General features: G+C 34.7%; 13 protein-coding genes and 1 pseudogene. 4 read left to right on the top strand and 10 right to left on the bottom strand.

The annotated features are described in order from the left end of the window. Positions 1-452: 452 nt before the first annotated feature. Both NST91_RS05750 and NST91_RS05745 read right to left on the bottom strand, forming a co-directional pair. Complete coding sequence (locus NST91_RS05750) at positions 453-2,192, bottom strand: hypothetical protein (protein ID WP_341330379.1); 1,740 nt, start codon at positions 2,190-2,192, stop codon at positions 453-455. Continuing rightward, entirely contained in the window at positions 2,189-5,341 is a 3,153-nt protein-coding gene (locus NST91_RS05745; protein WP_341330378.1) for an AAA domain-containing protein, read from the bottom strand. The genes NST91_RS05750 and NST91_RS05745 overlap by 4 nt, the downstream gene beginning before the upstream one ends. Before the next feature lie 76 nt (positions 5,342-5,417). On the opposite strand from NST91_RS05745, the pseudogene NST91_RS05740 reads away from it, so the two are divergent. Further along, a pseudogene (locus NST91_RS05740) lies at positions 5,418-5,639 on the top strand (recombinase family protein); the annotation flags it as partial. A 403-nt stretch (positions 5,640-6,042) separates the two neighbouring features. Here NST91_RS05740 and NST91_RS05735 read toward each other — a convergent pair. From NST91_RS05735 to NST91_RS05700, 8 genes are all read right to left on the bottom strand, one after another. Then, positions 6,043-6,651: an ABC transporter ATP-binding protein gene (locus tag NST91_RS05735; RefSeq protein ID WP_341330377.1), complete on the bottom strand. Its 609-nt coding sequence runs from the start codon at positions 6,649-6,651 to the stop codon at positions 6,043-6,045. Next, positions 6,641-7,567 carry an ABC transporter ATP-binding protein gene (locus NST91_RS05730; RefSeq protein WP_341330376.1) on the bottom strand — a complete coding sequence of 309 codons (927 nt, stop codon included), beginning with the start codon at positions 7,565-7,567 and terminating at the stop codon, positions 6,641-6,643. The genes NST91_RS05735 and NST91_RS05730 overlap by 11 nt, the downstream gene beginning before the upstream one ends. A gap of 18 nt (positions 7,568-7,585) precedes the next feature. Beyond that, positions 7,586-8,428 carry an ABC transporter permease gene (locus tag NST91_RS05725; protein WP_341330375.1) on the bottom strand — a complete coding sequence of 281 codons (843 nt, stop codon included), beginning with the start codon at positions 8,426-8,428 and terminating at the stop codon, positions 7,586-7,588. Further along, positions 8,425-9,369: an ABC transporter permease gene (locus NST91_RS05720; RefSeq protein WP_445724508.1), complete on the bottom strand. Its 945-nt coding sequence runs from the start codon at positions 9,367-9,369 to the stop codon at positions 8,425-8,427. Before NST91_RS05720 ends, NST91_RS05725 begins: the two co-directional genes overlap by 4 nt. A gap of 47 nt (positions 9,370-9,416) precedes the next feature. Next, positions 9,417-11,018: an ABC transporter substrate-binding protein gene (locus NST91_RS05715; RefSeq protein WP_445724507.1), complete on the bottom strand. Its 1,602-nt coding sequence runs from the start codon at positions 11,016-11,018 to the stop codon at positions 9,417-9,419. A gap of 83 nt (positions 11,019-11,101) precedes the next feature. After that, positions 11,102-11,521 carry a nickel-responsive transcriptional regulator NikR gene (gene nikR / locus NST91_RS05710; protein WP_341330372.1) on the bottom strand — a complete coding sequence of 140 codons (420 nt, stop codon included), beginning with the start codon at positions 11,519-11,521 and terminating at the stop codon, positions 11,102-11,104. A gap of 327 nt (positions 11,522-11,848) precedes the next feature. Next, the gene (locus tag NST91_RS05705) at positions 11,849-14,059 is read right to left on the bottom strand and encodes a heavy metal translocating P-type ATPase (RefSeq protein WP_341330371.1); all 2,211 of its coding nucleotides are present in this window, start codon (positions 14,057-14,059) and stop codon (positions 11,849-11,851) included. Between the two features lie 133 nt (positions 14,060-14,192). Beyond that, positions 14,193-15,020: a cytochrome c oxidase assembly protein gene (locus tag NST91_RS05700; protein ID WP_341330370.1), complete on the bottom strand. Its 828-nt coding sequence runs from the start codon at positions 15,018-15,020 to the stop codon at positions 14,193-14,195. Positions 15,021-15,240: 220 nt separating this feature from the next. Here NST91_RS05700 and NST91_RS05695 point away from each other — a divergent pair, with 220 nt between their 5' ends. From NST91_RS05695 to NST91_RS05685, 3 genes are all read left to right on the top strand, one after another. Further along, complete coding sequence (locus tag NST91_RS05695; RefSeq protein ID WP_341330369.1) at positions 15,241-15,828, top strand: DeoR family transcriptional regulator; 588 nt, start codon at positions 15,241-15,243, stop codon at positions 15,826-15,828. Between the two features lie 73 nt (positions 15,829-15,901). Then, positions 15,902-16,669, top strand: a complete 768-nt coding sequence (locus NST91_RS05690) for a FixH family protein (protein WP_341330368.1) — start codon at positions 15,902-15,904, stop codon at positions 16,667-16,669. A gap of 52 nt (positions 16,670-16,721) precedes the next feature. Beyond that, positions 16,722-17,297, top strand: coding sequence for a copper resistance CopC family protein (locus tag NST91_RS05685; protein WP_341330367.1), 576 nt, complete (start codon positions 16,722-16,724; stop codon positions 17,295-17,297). Positions 17,298-17,299 lie beyond the last annotated feature (2 nt).

Raw genomic sequence — 17,299 nt, 5'->3', positions numbered from 1 at the left:
GGACTTGGGGTGACTGGCAAGTCTTTTTTTATGCACCTATTAAATAAAGTGCAGGACTCTGCATTTTTTCCTTGCAAAGCTCTGCACTTTTATTTTGCAATAAACAAGTAAACTTAATGTTTTATGGATCACCGAACTAATTTAAGAGGCAAAAGAGGCATTGGTAATCATATTACCAATGCCTCTTTTAATCTTATAGTTTACTTTTAAATTTATTCTTAATATGCTTACGCAATCAACGGGCAGCCCATATTTATATCGATGCCTTTAAATCCTAGCTCTGTCAAACGTTACTATTGATTGTTTTCTCCAAAAATATATACTTTTAAATCATTATTCCTCATAAATTCTTTAATACCAAATTATTTAACTCTAAACCCGCTAGTCATGCCTATCTACTTTTCTTAAAATGAAAGAACGAATTTTTTCAAATTCGCCCTTTGATTTATATTTTATGAATAAAGTACAGCTAAATCATTGCTCGTCTCTTCTACAGCTCTTATCATTTCTGAAATAATCAACTTTTGCAAATGAAGATATCCACCATTTATAAATTCTGGAAACTGTCCATTTAAATCTTCACATATAAATTCAAGGTAAGTCTTTAAATTTTTACTATCAAGGTCATTATGCTGCATGGAATTTCTATAAACTCTTAATCGATTTAAAGCCTTAAATAACTTAGGAAAAGTTTGTTTAAAATCGTTAAATAGATAATTGTTTATCCCTTGATTTTCTCCAACTTTTTGAATTACTTCAACAAATGAGGAACATAGTGACTTAGTAAATTCACTATATTTAGAATCATTAGTAGCTAATGGAATATCATAAAGCTTGGCTTGGTTTAATATTTGTCCAGAGATCAACCAATTCAGACCATAGCATTCTTCCATTTGAACATCTAATTCTTTTGAAAGTCTAATGAGTTTTTCTATATCACTTTTGATTTCCGAACGATTTAAATATTTACTATGTATTATTTCTGAGACGTTATCCTTCGATTTGTCTCCAGCAAAATAACATAGAGTTTCATGTTGAATTGTTTGTTTATTAGTTTTTAAATTTAAATCATAAGAACTTATTTTATCTATAAAAACCTCTTTTTGATTAATTGTTAAAGATGCATAATTTACATTAATACTATGATTTAAAATTAGATATTCTTTATATCTTTCTCTCAATTTTAATAAATCTAGCACCCTGTTTTTTGTATATTCATTTGGGTATCTTTCTCCAACGAACTTAATAGAAACTTTTAATTTTCTATCTAAATATCTCTCTAATGCAATTAACCAATCTTTTTCTATACTATATACATCTATTAAAGGAATTACAAAATCTAAAGATAAATTATCTTTCTCGAAATATTCAAAGTTTAGAATATCCATATAATTCCCTTCAAGTTTTTTACTCTTAGCTGGAATTTCAGTAGACTCATTAACTTTTTCTAAAAAATCTTTAGGTACCGTTTGAAATATTCGTATACCGGCTTCATCAGCTATATCTATTCTCTGTTCTAACTTAGCTAATTTAATATTCCTATTGTAAATCGTATATCTAATTTCCTTAGTAGGTGACTCTAATACAACTATATTTAGCTTCATAAATTGTGTAGATTTATTTTTTACACTCATAATTCCTACTAGCTCTGCATCAATATCCGAATCTGCTTTTTTTACATAATCTTTTAGGATTTTCTTAATTTTAAACGGTTCTATAAGAGTATTGTTACTCAATTCTAAAATTGGTTTAATTGTTTTTAAATTTATACTTTTAGCTATTTTATTTGAAATAAAATTTTTATCTGTTGTAACTTCTCCTAAGTAACCATCTATATTAACCGGTAGAATCACTTTTTTTAATGTGTCATAACTGTTCTTCTCTAAATATTTTCTACCTTCCTCAGTAACTTTATTAGTAGTCATGTCTAGCATGTCCATTGAATCTAGATCATAGTAAGCATGTCTAATTATTTCTTTATCTAAAGCTAAAATTTTTGAGATTGTTTCGACACTATATCCTAGATCAAATAATTTTAAAGTAAACTCTAAAACATCTGAGAGACTCTTATTTATAGTTGCTAAACATGTTATATCTTTTTTAAATATAGGGAGGCCAATTTCTTCAATATTAATAATTTTATAATCCGGAAAGTCATCATTTATAAAAAACATCAAATTGTTTAGATTCATAAAATCGCCCTTTCAACACTACAACTATTTGGATTTGCGAGAATATAAGATACAATTCTATTAAAACTATTCTCTTTGCCTGGCCTATAATCGCAAACATTATCCTTATTTCCAACTATAAACAAGCATTTCTTTCCCCTTGATAAAGCTACATTTAACCTACGTTCATCTTTTAAAAAACCAATATCGTTTTCTTCATTAGATCTTACTAAACTGTAAAAAACGATATCAGCTTCAGAACCTTGGAAGGCATCAATATTATCAATTTGGATTTTGATATTACTCCATTTAAAATTTTCAGGATTAATTTCGTTAATAAGTAACTCTTTTTGGGCGCTATATCCCGAAATTATAGCCACATTACTATGAATTCCTTTTTGTTTATAGATATGATTCATTTCTTCTAATTTTTTCAAAATCAACTTAGATTCTACTTTATTTCTAAAAGACTTGTTTACTGCTTCTTCTTGATTATCTTTTATATAGGTAGTATCCAACCATATAACCTGTTCGGTAAATCCTAGATTATGAATTCTATCTTCATCTTTAGTTTTAGTTTTTATATCGTATTTTGGATAAAAAACATCGTTTACTAACTTAGAAATACCTGAATGCATTCTAAACTGAGATAACAGTGTTTTTTGAGCTGGTCCTCCTTCAGATTTTTCAAATATTTCCTCAAATAAACTTTTCTCTAAAATTTTCTGATTTATTTTTACTGTATAGTTATTGTCCTTAACTAAATTTACAATTGGCGGTAACTGTTTATGATCCCCAACAAGTATAATTTTCTTACCAAGTAACATTGGTAAAAGTAATTCTGGAGCAGTTGCCCTTGCTGCTTCATCAATAATTACCCAATCATACCTTAGATTTTTCAAAGCATGTCTTGAAGAAATACCAACACATGTTGAAGCTACTATAGATGCTTCCCTTGCAAAAATATCATCAAATTCATCTATTAGCCCTATTCTATTATTCCAGTCTTTTATAACATCTACTGTCTTAATTAAATTATTATCTAGTAAATCATGATCTATTTCCTTTGGATCTATGTGTAGATTCTTTTTTAATTGTATTTGTAAATATTTATTTACTAATTTATCTTCATACTTACTGCTCAAATAATCATAACTAAAGTTTATAGATTTAGTTTTTACTTCTTCTGCCCATATGCTTATTTGTTCAGCTGCTAGTAAATTTGAAGATTCCTTAGAAATTTTATCACTATTCCCTATTCTTATAATTCGCTTTTCTTTATGATGTTTTACTATATTTTTCAATAAATGGTCTACGGCTACATGAGATGGTGATGTTATTAAAACTTTAGCATCGTCATCATCCATAAATATTTGATTAATAATCTCTGTAATAATTGTCGATTTACCGGTACCCGGTGGCCCCTGGATTAAAAATATATCTCTTGTCTTTAAAGCATCTTCTACAACTTTAAGATTAGAAGTATCGATATCTTTATTTATAAGTTCTAATCTTAAATCAATATTTTTAAGTGTTAAAATTGAAGGATCTAATATTATATCTACTAGGTTTTTATTCACACCTTCATTATCTTTTAATTTATATAAAGCATTATTAAATCTTTTTAAAGTGACATTGTTAGATACATCAATTTTTGCTTCTCCACGTTTACTTAACTCTTCTAATTCTATATTTAAATCAAACGCAACAAAAATTTTGTTATCTTTAACTTCTCGAATCAAGCCCACATTTCTATATTTTCTGGAATTTTTCAACGCCAATTTAAGATAATCTCCATCTTGGATTAAACTAGAATCAAAGTGTCTCTGCATTTCAACTATTAATAAATTCTTCTTATCATCATAAAAAATACTTTCATATATTCCGAGATTCTCTCTATTAGAATTAATTTTATTAATATCTTTTATAACGTTTTGCCATTCTCTTATAAGTTTATTAATAGAATCTGCTTTGATTCGAGATTCTTCATAGCTTTTCAAATTTGTATTAATATCTCTAATTAACGCGTCAAACTCTTTATTTAAATGATTTTTTTCAGGTATATTTTGTGTTATCTCAATATGAAAAGGTAATTCGATACCTTTCTCTTTTTCAAACTCATTTTCTCCATAGGTATCTATTGAAAACACCTTAGTTACTCTAAAATACCCTTTCTCGTTATTGGGTATTATTTGATATCTAATTTCATCACCTATAAGATAGTATGTATTATTAGGCGTTTTATAAATATATGGTTTTTTTAAACTCTGTTCTATAAATCTCTTAACATTCGAAAAACTTAAATCAAATATCTTGCCAATCTCTAATAAATTACTATTGATAATTCTAGGGACTAATATTTTTAAAGTCCCTTCTTTATTTATTGACCTATCTATTTCTTTCTCAATATCACTTATAAACACTAAAATATTTTGATATCTACTACCTAGTTCATTGTTAGTAGCAGTTTTAATAATTCGCTTAATTTCTTCTCCACACTTTAATTGTTCAATTTCAACTTCAAAATTATCCTTTAGTTCTGGTGGCTCTTTTTCTGCTAAAAGAAAATACAAAATACATCCAATAGAATAAATATCACTTCTAACATCAACTTTTTTTCCTAATAAATGTTCTGGCGAAGCATATTTTTTAGTAACATAATCTTTAAGAGTTAAATTTGATCTATACGCATTTAAGTCCAAGATTTTACTAATTCCAAAATCAATAATTTTAATTTCATGATGTTGATTTATTAAAACGTTCGTAGGCTTAATATCTCTGTGAATAATTCTTTTGTCATGCGCTGCTTGAATTCCATCTAAGACTTTTAAAATTATTTGTAATTTTTCTAAATAAGATAGACTATTTTTATACACATATTCCAATAAATTTTCACTATCAAAGTAATCCATTACGATATAAAAACGGTCTGAGCATGTACCAGAATCCTTATATTCAATAATATTAGGATTATTTAACAACGATAATGCCTTAGAATCTCGTTTAAATATTTCTTCCATATCTCCATCATTCGAATTTAGAGAATGCTTTATAAGTTTGATTGTAACTTTAAAATTATTATTCCTAGAATTACTTCCCAAGTAAATTTCGCTTTGAGGACCATCGTAAATTCTTTTTTCTAGAATATATTTATCATCTAATAACTCCATTACTAACACCCCTCTTTTTATCCCTATTATACCAGTTTATGTATTTTTTAAAAAATATTAAAGTAATAGCTTCGATGCTATTGGTCGTTCCTTATATAACGAGGGCATTCCTATACCTACTCAAGAAAAGGCTCATAAAAATGCAAATGTATTTTGGCATGGCTCCACAATACGTCAAATCCTTGAACTTGAAATCTATACGGGTTGTTTAGTCGTAAAAAAAACATCTACGATTTCTCCGATGATCACTAAACGAATTATCAATAAAGCGGAAGACTGGATTGTGCTAGAAACTTAAAAAAGAGAAGAATTCATTATTCCTGCAACAGAAGCGAAAAATAATATGTGGGAATGGAATATAGTAACTAGGCTTTAATTAGAAGTGGATTCTGAAATGATTTTTTGTACAACCTGCCCCGGGTGTTCAAAAAGAAAAGCTGTCTTATCGACAGCTTTGATATTATACTCTTCTATCCGTTACTTTAATTGCATATATTGACTAACTTTGTTATTACATTGTTTTTTCTATCTAAGTTTTTCGTTACTCTAGGATTGCTGCTATATAGCTCACTTTAAGGGATTAAATATCATTCTAGATCTATGACATAAAATAAAGTCAAACCTTCTAAATTATGTTTCTTTAGTACCAGGTACTTTACAATGAGACTATATTGTATATTCAAGATGTCCACTCTCTAGTATTAAGCACTAAAATTTCCAAATTGAATCACACGGTGACAAATTCTTTGAATTAGCTTCGCTTCATGACTAACAACGACTATTCCCATGTTTCTTTTTTGGGCAATTTGAAGTACTGCCTGCCATATTTGCGCTTGTGTGATCGCATCCAACATGGTTGTCATTTCATCTGCAATAAGAAAGCGAGTGTTTGGTCCCAAAGCCCGCGCAACGCAGAATCGCTGCAACTCCCCACCGGATAACTCATTTGGCCAGCGCTCAAGCCATTCCTTCTTAATACCAAATAAATCCAGTAGCTCTTGATCAGGATTCCATCCTTCGTTAAGAGTTTTTTTCATCTTCCAACGAGGATTTACTGCTTTTTCTGGATGCTGAAAGATTAATTGAATAGGTTGATAGCCTACTTTTCGTAACGGTTCACAGCCAAACGTAATAGTTCCCTCAGCAGGCTGTTCGTAGCCAGCTAATATCCGGCAAAACGCTGTTTTCCCACATCCACTTGGTCCAGTAATCCCTACGATTTCACCTGGATGTAAAGTTAAATCGACCCCTTGAAATAGCCATGGTCCATTTTCATAACGAAATCCAATCCCTTTTGCCTCAATTTTCATGGATACACCTCACCAATCCACCCCTTAGTTCTCTCATTTCTGGCTGCTTTTCAAAACATTCTGTGGCTGCAATTGGACAACGAGGAGCGAATAAGCATCCCGTTGGTAATTCACTCAGTTGAGGCTGTGATCCTGGAATCGGAATAAAATCATTTTGGGGAAGGGCTCTCCACAACGCCTTCGTATAAGGATGTCTTAGCGCCTCGCCCTGGTTCGTAAAATTTGCTACTGGAGCAATTTCTACGGTCGTTCCGGCATAAAAAACTGCAATTTTGTCTGCAATTTGAAGAGCTGATTCGATATCATGAGTAATAAACATGACCGCACTCCCGTTGTCAGCAAACTCTCGGATATTTTGTAAAGCTTCTTTCATCACGACAGGATCGAGGCCTGGGGTAGGTTCATCTGCAATAATCACTTTCGCTCCGCTCACCATTGCGGTTGAGAGAAGTACCCTTCGCGCCATTCCGCCGGAAAGCTGAAACGGATACTGCGTTTCAGCTTCTTTTCTTAAGTGATAGCGTTCAAATACCTTACGCTGCACTGCGGTCGCATCTTCGCTTCCTCTGACAGATGTGCGTACTTGCTTTCCAACCCGCATCAGCGGATCCAGAAAGCTTACCGACTGAGGAACAATTGCGATTTCCTTCCCTCTTAACGCTTTTTGGCGAGCAGGGGTTAGAATCTCACCTTCATATTTAATCGTTCCACTTGTCCTTGCATTGCTCGGAAGAATTCCCAAAATGGCATGTGCCAGCAGACTTTTACCGGATCCACTTGCCCCAACAACAGCAAGGATCCTCCCTGCTTCTAATGTAATATTTAAACTTGAAATCACTTGATTATGAATCTGTTTAAATCCAGCTTTATATTGTTTAAACGAAACTGATAAATTCTCTACTTCAAGGATTGGCATTTAAAAACTCCTCTACTTTTAATCATTTGCTCTAGCTGGATCCATAAGCATTCTGATATTTTCTCCGATATGATCAAATGCCCTCACAATCAGCAGCAAACAAAGCCCAGGGAAAAAGGCAAGCCACCACATACCTGATGATAAGTATTTCATCGATTCTGACAGAATAATCCCAATTGCGGGTTCGTGAGGAGACATCCCTAAACCTAAAAATGTAATGGCTGCTTCATGTAAAATAACATGAGGAAACATGAGCATAAAACCAATTAAAAGTTGCGGTAAAACATGGGGGAGAATATGATGCATTGCAATCCACCATTTGGATTTCCCCATTTTCTGAGAAACTTGTACATATTCTGCAGAACGAACTTGCATCACCTCTGCTCGAATAACCCGAGCTAAGCTTGGCCAATGAGTCAACGCTAACCCAAACACAATACCTTTAAAACCTCCTCCTAAAGTAAAAGCAATTAGGATTAGAGTAACAAGATGTGGCACACTCAAAAAAAGATCAATGAGCCATGAGACAATAAGATCTGCCACTTTTCCCAATGTTGCTGCCATGCCTAGAAAAAGAGCAATTATCGTACTGCCAATCGCTCCAATCAAGCCAACCCAAATACTTAATGACAGCCCCATAACCGTTCGTGTAAACATATCTCTTCCTAACCAATCTGTCCCAAACAAATGATTGAAGGTTGGAGGAGCATTTCGATTTTGAAGATTGGTAGCTATTTTTCCTTCATCTACTAAAAAGCTTCCTAAAATCACTGCTACTATAAAAACAAAGGAAAGCAGAATTGAAATTAGAGTCCTGTGCCTTTTATTTAGAGGGAATTGTTTCGTAACTATATGATTCAAAGCGACCGCCCCCCCCTCATTCTCGGATCTACTATTCGGTATATGATATCTGCTATTAGATTTCCAACAAAAACAAATAGAGTACTAAAAATGACTAAGCCTAATAAAAGGGGAACATCTCCTCTTAATCCAGCCTCTACCGTTGCCTGCCCTAGCCCAGGATAAGAAAAGACTTGCTCAGCAAGCACAGCTCCACCAAATAATTCACTAAAAGCAGCGAATTGTAAGGTTATCGCTGGTAAGGCTACGTTTCGTAATCCATGTCTCCAAAATAGGACAAAACCTTGTTCACCCCTCGCCCTTGCGAATAAGACATAATCACTGGCCAGAACATCGATCAACTTCTGTCTCGTATGCATCGCAATATTTGCAACACCAACTATACTCAGTGTAAGTGCTGGGAGAATCAGATGCTTGATTTTATCCGCCAGTGTAACATCTTCTGCAAGGACCCCTGCTGGAACACCCATTCCAATTGGAAACCATTGTAACCATACAGCAAAGACGATAAGAATAAGAAGCCCCATCCAAAAAGTTGGAGTTGAGGCAAGTGTGAAGCAGTACCATTTGATTAAACGATCAATCCACGTACCCTTTTTCATTGCAGCAATAACGCCCATAAAAAATCCGATTATTCCAGATAAAATCCAAGCTGATAACATGAGAGCCAGGGAATTAATAAAACGTTCACTAATGATATCTGCCACTGGACGACGATAGATCATGGAAGTACCTAGATCGCCTCTTAACAGGGAAGAACCCCAATTAAAGAATTGCACGATTACTGGCTGATCAAGGCCCCAATATTTAGCAATCATTTCTCGCTGTTCCGGACCAACCTTCAACAGATCAGCACCGATATAAGCTTGAATCGGGTCAATCGGAGAATTTTTTATTAATAGAAAGGAAATGAAGCAGATGGCGACTAACAATGTCACCATTCTTACTGCTTTTAATAATAAGAATTTGCCAAGACTTTTTTCCACTGTTACTCCGTCCATTTCCATTCCGTAATGTTATCAGTCGCTGGCCAACCATGGCCATGCACATGGATTCGTTGTTCTCCAATATCTAATCCATCCTTCACTAAATATAAGTGATTAATGTTCACTAACCACGCCCAAGGAGCATCGCCTTTCGCACTTAAACCTGTTGTTCCATCCCATTGAGCTTTTTTCCAATATTCAATGGCTTCTTTTTCATTTGTAGCACGAAGAGCCTTTTCAAAATATTCATCAACTGTTTTATTTTCATAATAGCCAGTATTATAGTAGTCTACTCCTGCATATTCGCTGCTATATATATTGTACATTTCGTGTGGGTCATGGCTTCCCCAACCTAAAAGTACAGCATTTGAATGCATATTCTTTTCTATCTCATCCCAGCTTCCGCCCTCTAATTTAATATTGATACCTAGCGGCTTCATCATATCGGCAACCGCGATGGATAATGATTGTCTTACCGCATCATTCGCTAAATAATAAAGAGTAAATTCAGCCTTTAAAGATCCTTTTTCAAGAATTCCATCTCCGTCATTATCCTTCCAGCCTGCCTCTTCTAAAAGCTTCTGCGCCCCATCCATATCAGCATCTTGAATGACTGTATCAGGGTTCCACCACGGTAGACCATCTACAGAAGTATACGCAGGTGTTCCTTGACCTTCTAGTACTCCATCTACCAGTGCTTGGCGATCTACAGCTATATTAATCGCATGTCGAATAGCAGGATCAGCTGTCACATCATTTCCAATTAGATCTCCATCTTTGGTGAACTCACCAGATTTAACAAATGGGAAAACAATACCACGGTTATCGACTGTTTCAACGGATTCTAGTCTCATCCCTGGAACTGTCTGGTTGCTAAATGCTGCTGGGATGTATGCAAGATCAACTTCGCCTGCTTTAGCAGCAGCAAAAGATGCGTCTTCACTTAAAAATAAGAATGTGATCTTTTTAAAATACGGCTGCTTGTCATAGTATTCAGGATTAGCCTCTACAATAACCTGCTGCCCTTTGTCCCACTGTACCAATTGAAATGGCCCAGATCCTATAGGATTTTCCGCATAGTCTGCACCATAGGCATGTTTCGGAACAATCCCTGTTCCGATCAAGTTATTAACAAACGTGGATTGAGGCTCTTTTAATAGGAATGTTACTGTGTAATCATCGACTTTCTCAACTTTATCCAATACATTTAGATCTACTACTGAACCTGCATTAGCAGCCGTTTCAAAAGTAAATACGACATCATCTGCTGTTAATGGCTGTCCGTCTGAGAATTTTACATCATCTCTTAATTTTACTGTCCAAACTTTACCATCTTCACTCACTTCGTAGTCGGTTGCTAAATCATTTACAATATTAAGATTATCATCTCTTTTTAGTAGTGTACTTTGGAATAGCGGTGAACCATAGCGCCCCCACCCGGTCGTTGGATCGAATCCTGTTTCAGGCTCAGATCCAAAGGCTAACACAAGCTCATCCTTGTTTTTTTCGTTACTTTTACCATTCTCAGAACTTGATTCATTAGGCTTTGATTGGCTACAACCAGCTAGCACCAGTGAAAAAACAAAAATAGCTAATAAAATAATGCCAAACGATTTTCTTCTCAAATTATTCACCTCAAATTTTAATTTTGCATTCAAAAGCTTTCTTCCATATGTAAGGATGATCCCTATATGTTTTCAATCGGTGCAACTGTAAACTTGCCATACTGAACGCCCTTTAGACTAGTTAGTTTATTACTGAGTTGCTGGACTTCCTTCGCTTTTCCCTTTACGATAATGAGTTCAAGACAATTATTATGATCGAGATGAAAATGTGTAGTGGACATAATCAGATCATGCATATCATGTTGGGTTTTTGTCAGTTCTTCTAGTAAATTTCTTTTGTGATGGTCATAAAATAGTAGAATGCTCCCTGCAACTATTTGATCATCTTTTTCCCATGAATGTTGGATAAGCGCATCACGAACAAGATCTCGGATTGCTTCGGAGCGGTTTTCATACCCTTTTTGCTGAACTAAGCTGTCAAACTTTCGAAGTAAATGCCCCTCCATTGAGATCCCAAATCTTTTTAACATTGAATCTTCCATTATTTCCTCCTAGATTTTAATTGCAATACTTGTTGTTCAATGGTACATATCAGAAAATAAGTAATAAGTAACACGTTTTTCAACATTAGTAACACGAAAGTGCAGACTAATTTAACGTATTACCTTTAGCATTTCAATGGTTATATATTAATACCAAATGCGCAATTATACAATCTTTATGATGCCGTTATGAAAAAAATGAATCCAATTATAAAAATTACTTGGTTTTTATCACTATAAAAAGTTCGAGACTGAAGTATTACAGTCTCGAGCAAATGTAACACTAATTCACATAATAAAGGGATGGGATATCATGCGCCATTATGTTCAGATTTTGTTTTTTTGTAACCTAAGAGAGTTAAGTACGACTGATACTGAACTAAAAGCCATAACTGCCCCTGCGAGCCAAGGAGCTAAGAGGCCGAACATCGCAAACGGGATGCTAATGATATTATATAGAAATGCCCATACAAAGTTTTGCCTTATGTTGGTCATCGTAGCTTTACTAATCTTAATTGCATCCACAACCTTACCTAAATCACCTTTTATAACAGTAATATCACCAGATTCAATCGCAATATCAGAGCCTGTACCCATTGCGATGCCGACATCAGCGACTGTTAAGGCTGGTGCGTCATTAATCCCGTCCCCAACCATCACAACTTGTTTCCCTTCTTTCTGCATATTTTGGATGATTTCTACCTTTTTCTTTGGTGTAACAGTTGCTTGAACATTTTCAATTCCCGTCTTTTTTGCAATCGTCATGGCAGTCTTATTGTTGTCTCCTGTTAGCATCATGACTTGCATTCCTAGCTGTTTCAAACGAGTAATCGCTGCTTTTGATGATTGTTTGATTTCATCTGCAACAGCAATAATCCCAGAAAACCGAGAATGAATCGATACTACCATCACCGTCTTTCCTTCTTGTTCTAGTCTTGTAATCTCTCTTTCTATTCTCCGTGGTATGTAGTAATTATTTAAACCAAAATAACTTGGATTTGAAATCAACACTTTTTTCCCATGTACATTCCCCATGACCCCAAAACCTGGAATTGTAACTACTTGGTTTGCAATTGGAAGAGTTAATCCTCTTTTTTTCGCTTCATTAACAATTGCTTGTGCAACTGGGTGCCCAGAATCACCTTCAACGGCTCCTATTATCTCAAGAAACTCACGCTCACTCATATATTCAACAAACACGTCGGTTACTTCTGGTACTCCTTTTGTAATGGTTCCAGTTTTATCTAACACAATGACGTTACTTTTTCCTAGTACCTCAAGGTATTTTCCCTCTTTAAATAGAATACCTGCCTGGGCTGCTCGTCCACTCCCTACCATGACCGAAGTAGGAGTAGCCAGCCCAAGGGCACATGGACATGCTATTATCAATACAGCAATCATTTTTTCCAAGGCTTCACTTAAATCCCCTTGTTTAATCCACATATACCACAGAAAAAATGTAACGATTGAAACGAAAATAATAATTGGAACAAAAACCCCTGTCACTTTATCCGCTATGTGTTGAATCGGTGCTTTAGAGCTTTGGGCTTCCTCTACAATACGAATGATTTGTGACAAAGCAGAATCGGATTCCTTTTTCGTTACTCTTATTTTTAATGTTCCATTATGATTAATAGTCCCTGCAAACACATGATTTCCAACACCTTTTTCAACTGGTATACTTTCCCCAGTTAACAAAGACTCATCAATCATCGAGCTGCCTTCCATAACTTGTCCATCAATTGGTACCTTTTCACCAGATTTAACAATAACCACATTACCCGGTGAGAGTGTTTCAACTGGTGCTGGGTATTCCTTTCCGTCCAAAAGCAATGTAGCTGATCTCGTTTGCAATTGGTAAAGCTTCTTGATTGCCTCCGTTGTTCTCATTTTCGTTCTCGCTTCAAGTAATTTCCCCAACAAAATGAAAGTAATAATGAATGCACTTGTTTCATAAAACAATACGGTAGATTGTGGAGGTCCGGAAAAACCTAAATGAGTGAACGTTAAATAATGACTATAAAAGAAGGCTGCAGAAGTACTTAACACGACTAAAACATCCATATTAGCACTTCCACTTTTCAACGATTTCCAAGCCCTCTCATAAAATTGGAACCCTATAATGAATTGAATTGGAATGGTAATTGCAAATTGAAATAAGGGATTGATAAAAACTTCCGGTACTTTAACAAACGAAGCCCATTTAAAGTGGGAAAACATAGCCCAAGCCAAAGGAAAGGTAAGCAGGGCTGAAACAAAAAACTTCCACTTGAGAATCGTAATATCTCTACGTTTCTCAATCTCTGACTGAAGATTACTCTTCCGATCAATTTTTGCTTCAAATCCAATTTTATTTATTCTATTGATAATTTCATTGATGTTTGTCAGTGTATTTGTAAATGTAACACGACCCTTTTCCGTTGTTAAATTTACATGTACTTCCTCAACTCCTTCTATCTTTGACACTACTTTTTCGATTCTTGTCGCACACGCGGCACAATGCATTCCACTTATCTCTAAATGGTTTGTTTCTTTCATATGATAGGCTCACCTCATTTTTTCCCGTCAAATTAATATATTCTATTAAAATTGAGTTCTCTTTAGAACATAGAGTTGATAGATTTAAAAAAGCCGAACTTAGGAAATGAGTTGAAGTTCGACTTTTGATTATTCATATACCTTCTTTCTCCACCTGAGTGTTTGATGAAGCACTTTGAAGCCGAGTTGTTGCCGTTAATGAAATTTTGTGGATTCCCAGCATAATAAGTCCTGCGATTGCTTGATCATACTTCGTATTAAATGGAGGGGGAAGTATATTTAAGGAAAATGATTGAGAGGGAATGCAAAGATGAGCCGTTAATTGTGTCAGGAATGGGTTGTTTAATCCATCAATTAAGGCACTAAAAATGAATAATAAACAAGCTGGCATTAAAAGAACCCCACTTAGAACTGCAAATTGTTTTTTTGTCCTTTTATCGAATCGTTGCCTTGGATCAGGAGACACAATCGGCCACCACATACCAAATGACAAAATCAAAAGCACAAAAATATATCCATTGTGAAGAAAGGAATCTTGAGAAAAAGCTTTTAAAACCTCGGGCAAATGGTACATAAAGAATAATATTGCAAAAACAAATAACGCAATCCTTGGGAATAAAAACCACTTGGTTACTACGTTAACAATCGGAATTCCCCTTATCCTTTGAAACAAATTGCAAGGTGTCCCTAATAAAAGAATTGGTGGGACAATAAAGTATAAAATACTCATTTGGATCATGTGTAAACTGAAGGAAAGATGACTTATTGTTGTTAGAGGACTACCAATGGATACATATAACAAGACTAAACTAAAGATAAATAACAGTGGTTGTTTCTGATACAATTTTATTTCTGTAACACGATGTACGAACAACGAATAGATAACAGCAATTCCTATCAAACCTACTAACAATGGTGTATTCCACATTAATTGACCCTCAAGCAAGCCATCCGTAACCATGTTAATCCCCCTCTTAGAAGTGTGTCCCTTGATCCTTAAGTATCGTTCTTTATCAACCGTATATATTATGTTTGAATTTGTGATTTATAACAATATGTCACAAATCTTTCATACTATTGTAGTTTCTCCTTATTTATATCACGGAAAAAGATGTTAGAATATGTGTTGTAGATTGTTATTTCCAACAAATTGTTTCACAATCTAACAGAGAGGTGAGGAAGTGCTTCCGATTGAGAGACAAAGTAGAATTAGAAAATTGATCCAAACAAAAAAGACATTGAAAATTAGTGAGCTTAGTGAACAATTTAATGTCTCTGAAATGACGATTTATCGAGATATTAAGCCTTTAGTAGAAGAAGGTCTTATCTCTAAAACCTTTGGAGGAATTTCACTTGTTGAACAAGATAAACTTGTGTTACCCAATCAAAGCCAATGTGTTTACTGTCACAAACCAAACAATCCTAAATTGTCGTATCGATTAATCTTAGCTGATGACAAGATTGAAACGGCTTGTTGCGCTCACTGTGGACTCCTTCGACACCACCAACTGGGTGAAGATGTTTTACAAGCGATATGTCATGACTTTTTTATGAATACAACGATAAGCGCTCCTTTAACTTGGTTTGTTATGGACACCACCCTTAACATCGCTTGTTGTCAACCACAGGTACTAACGTTTGAAAACCGAGAGCATGCCGAAAAATTCGTTAAAGGCTTTGGTGGAGACATCTACGGATTACAGGATGCTATAGAAGTGATTTTTCAGAAAATGAAAGGTCTTTCAGGGTGCTGCAACAAACATCATTAAGGTATGCATTTCATGTAAGTAAAAGTTAGCATAAAAGTAGATGTATTGATTACTAATAAAAGGAGGAATGTATATGAAAAGAAAAACGGGAATGTTACTGTTTGTATTGATAACGGGCTTATTAGCTGCCTGTGGTAATGAAGACAAAAATGAAGAGAAGGATCAGATGTCCCAAGAATTAGTGCCACTTGAGGTTGAATTTATCGTACCTGAAAAAGCTGAAGCAGGTGAGAAAGTCCTACTGAAAGCAGTTGTTACATACGGAGAGGAAAAAGTAAAAGACGCTGATGAAGTTAAATTTGAATACTGGGAAACTGGTAATCAAGGAGATAGTACAATGGTCGAATCGACGAATAAGAACGATGGTACGTATATCGCTGAAGTAACATTTGACCATGATGGCGTTTATGAAATGTATGCCCACACAACTGCGAAGGATATGCACACTATGCCTAAAAAATCAATTACAGTCGGTGAAGGTGCTAACGCGGCTCATGAGGAAGAACAACATGAAAATGTAGAAGGTCATGACCATGGGCATAATGAAGGACTCAGTATGCATTTTATGAATCCAGAGGATATTAAAGCAAATCAGGAAATAGATTTAGCTGTACACCTACAACTTGATAATGAACCTCTGACGAATGCTAAAGTTCGATATGAAATTTATAAAGAAGGTTCAGAAAAACATGACTGGGTTGATACAAAAGAAGCTACTTCTGGTCAATACACTAGCTCTTATTCATTTAAACAAGATGGAACTCACACAATTGTAATCCATGTTGAAAATGATAACGGTCTGCACGAGCATGAGGAACATAAGGTTGAAGTAAGTAAATAAAGTCATTCAATAAAATTATCATTATGACTAGTTTGTATAGGAGGAAATTATTATGAAACGTATAATTACAGCTTTAACAACAATATTACTGGCATTGACTATTTCGAATAGCGTTTTCGCTCATTCACATTTGGAGGGATCGACTCCTGCAGATGGCGAGACTATAACGGAACCCATTACTGAAATTTCACTTGAGTTTGATGGAAAAATTGAACAGGGTAGCTTTATTGAGGTAACAACTACTTCCGGGCAAGATGTTGAACTTCAGGACATTATTATTGGTGAAGGTATATTAACAGGTACTGTTTCTGAACCCCTTGCAAATGATGATTATCAAGTAAACTGGAGTATTATGAGTGCTGATGGTCACCCATTAGAAGGTGAATTCTCATTTACAGTAAATGCGCCAGTTACAGAAACTGAAGAGGAAGTTGCAGAGGAACCTTCTGAAACACCGGAAAAAGTTGAAGATACAACAGGCGGAGAAAAACAGTCAACAGAAAGTCAAGAAGAAGCTTCATCCGATGAAGTGAAAGAAGAATCATCATTTACGACAGTCATTCTAATTGCTCTTGTAGTAATCATCTTAGTTGGTGGATTATTCCTTCTTACGAAAAAAAGGAAATAATA

Source organism: Ferdinandcohnia sp. FSL W7-1320 (assembly GCF_038050315.1).
Taxonomy (GTDB): domain Bacteria; phylum Bacillota; class Bacilli; order Bacillales; family Bacillaceae_L; genus Ferdinandcohnia; species Ferdinandcohnia aciditolerans.
The sequence above is the reverse complement of the archived record's forward strand: the minus strand, read 5'-3'. Positions and strand labels throughout refer to the sequence as shown.

Coding starts and splice junctions, on each gene's coding strand:
- NST91_RS05720 (WP_445724508.1), bottom strand. CDS start 9,369: ATGGTGACATTGTTAGTCGCCATCTGCTTCATTTCCTTTCTATTAATA.
- NST91_RS05745 (WP_341330378.1), bottom strand. CDS start 5,341: ATGGAGTTATTAGATGATAAATATATTCTAGAAAAAAGAATTTACGAT.
- NST91_RS05705 (WP_341330371.1), bottom strand. CDS start 14,059: ATGAAAGAAACAAACCATTTAGAGATAAGTGGAATGCATTGTGCCGCG.
- NST91_RS05700 (WP_341330370.1), bottom strand. CDS start 15,020: ATGGTTACGGATGGCTTGCTTGAGGGTCAATTAATGTGGAATACACCA.
- NST91_RS05735 (WP_341330377.1), bottom strand. CDS start 6,651: ATGAAAATTGAGGCAAAAGGGATTGGATTTCGTTATGAAAATGGACCA.
- nikR (WP_341330372.1), bottom strand. CDS start 11,521: ATGGAAGATTCAATGTTAAAAAGATTTGGGATCTCAATGGAGGGGCAT.
- NST91_RS05685 (WP_341330367.1), top strand. CDS start 16,722: ATGAAACGTATAATTACAGCTTTAACAACAATATTACTGGCATTGACT.
- NST91_RS05750 (WP_341330379.1), bottom strand. CDS start 2,192: ATGAATCTAAACAATTTGATGTTTTTTATAAATGATGACTTTCCGGAT.
- NST91_RS05690 (WP_341330368.1), top strand. CDS start 15,902: ATGAAAAGAAAAACGGGAATGTTACTGTTTGTATTGATAACGGGCTTA.
- NST91_RS05730 (WP_341330376.1), bottom strand. CDS start 7,567: ATGCCAATCCTTGAAGTAGAGAATTTATCAGTTTCGTTTAAACAATAT.